The following is a 1,042-nucleotide window of genomic DNA, read 5'->3' as shown; positions in this document are numbered from 1 at the left end:
GCACGCTCGACCGCCGAATACCGCGCGCTCGACGCCGCGCACCACATCCACCCGTTCTCGGACATGGGCGCGCTCAACCGCGCGGGCAGCCGCGTGATCGTGAAGGCCGACGGCGTCTATCTGTGGGACTCGGACGGCAACAAGGTCATCGACGGGATGGCCGGCCTCTGGTGCGTCAACGTCGGCTACGGCCGCAAGGAACTCGCCGACGCTGCGTATCGCCAGCTCCAGGAACTGCCGTTCTACAACACGTTCTTCAAGACGACGCACCCGCCGGTGATCGAGCTTTCCGCGATGCTCGCGGAAGTGACGCCCGCTGGTTTCAACCACTTCTTCTATTGCAACAGCGGCTCGGAAGGCAACGACACCGTGCTGCGCCTCGTGCACCAGTACTGGCGCGTGCAGGGCAAGCCGCAGAAGAAATACGTGATCTCGCGCAAGAACGGCTACCACGGCTCGACGATCGCGGGCGGCACGCTCGGCGGGATGGGCTACATTCACGAGCAGATGCCGTCGAAGGTCGAGCACATCGTGCACATCGACCAGCCGTATTTCTTCGGCGAAGCGCAGGCCGGCGAGACGCCCGAGGCATTCGGCCTCGCACGCGCGCAGCAGCTCGAGGCGAAGATCCTCGAACTCGGCGCGGAGAACGTCGCGGCATTCATCGGCGAGCCGTTCCAGGGCGCGGGTGGCGTGATCTTCCCGCCGTCGACGTACTGGCCGGAAATCCAGCGGATCTGCCGCAAGTACGACATCCTGCTCGTCGCCGACGAAGTGATCGGCGGCTTCGGCCGCACCGGCGAATGGTTCGCGCATCAGCACTTCGGCTTCGAGCCGGACCTGATCACGATGGCCAAGGGCCTGACGTCGGGTTACGTGCCGATGGGCGCGGTGGGCATTCATGAACGCATCGCGCGCCCGATCATCGACAACGGCGAATTCAATCACGGCCTCACGTACTCGGGCCATCCGGTCGCGGCGGCGGTGGCGGTCGCGAACCTGAAGCTGCTGCGCGACGAAGGGATCGTCGAGCGCGTGAAGC

1 protein-coding gene is annotated in these 1,042 nt (G+C 65.5%); it reads left to right on the top strand.

All coding sequences use genetic code 11. The features are described 5' to 3' along the window. The coding region (locus tag DIE11_RS35995; protein ID WP_124629852.1) for an aminotransferase at nucleotides 1-1,042 on the top strand (1,042 nt) is incomplete at both ends.

Source organism: Burkholderia sp. Bp9012 (assembly GCF_003853825.1).
GTDB lineage: Bacteria > Pseudomonadota > Gammaproteobacteria > Burkholderiales > Burkholderiaceae > Burkholderia > Burkholderia diffusa.
Note: the sequence above shows the minus strand (reverse complement) of the source record. Positions and strands in the feature narration are given on the sequence as shown.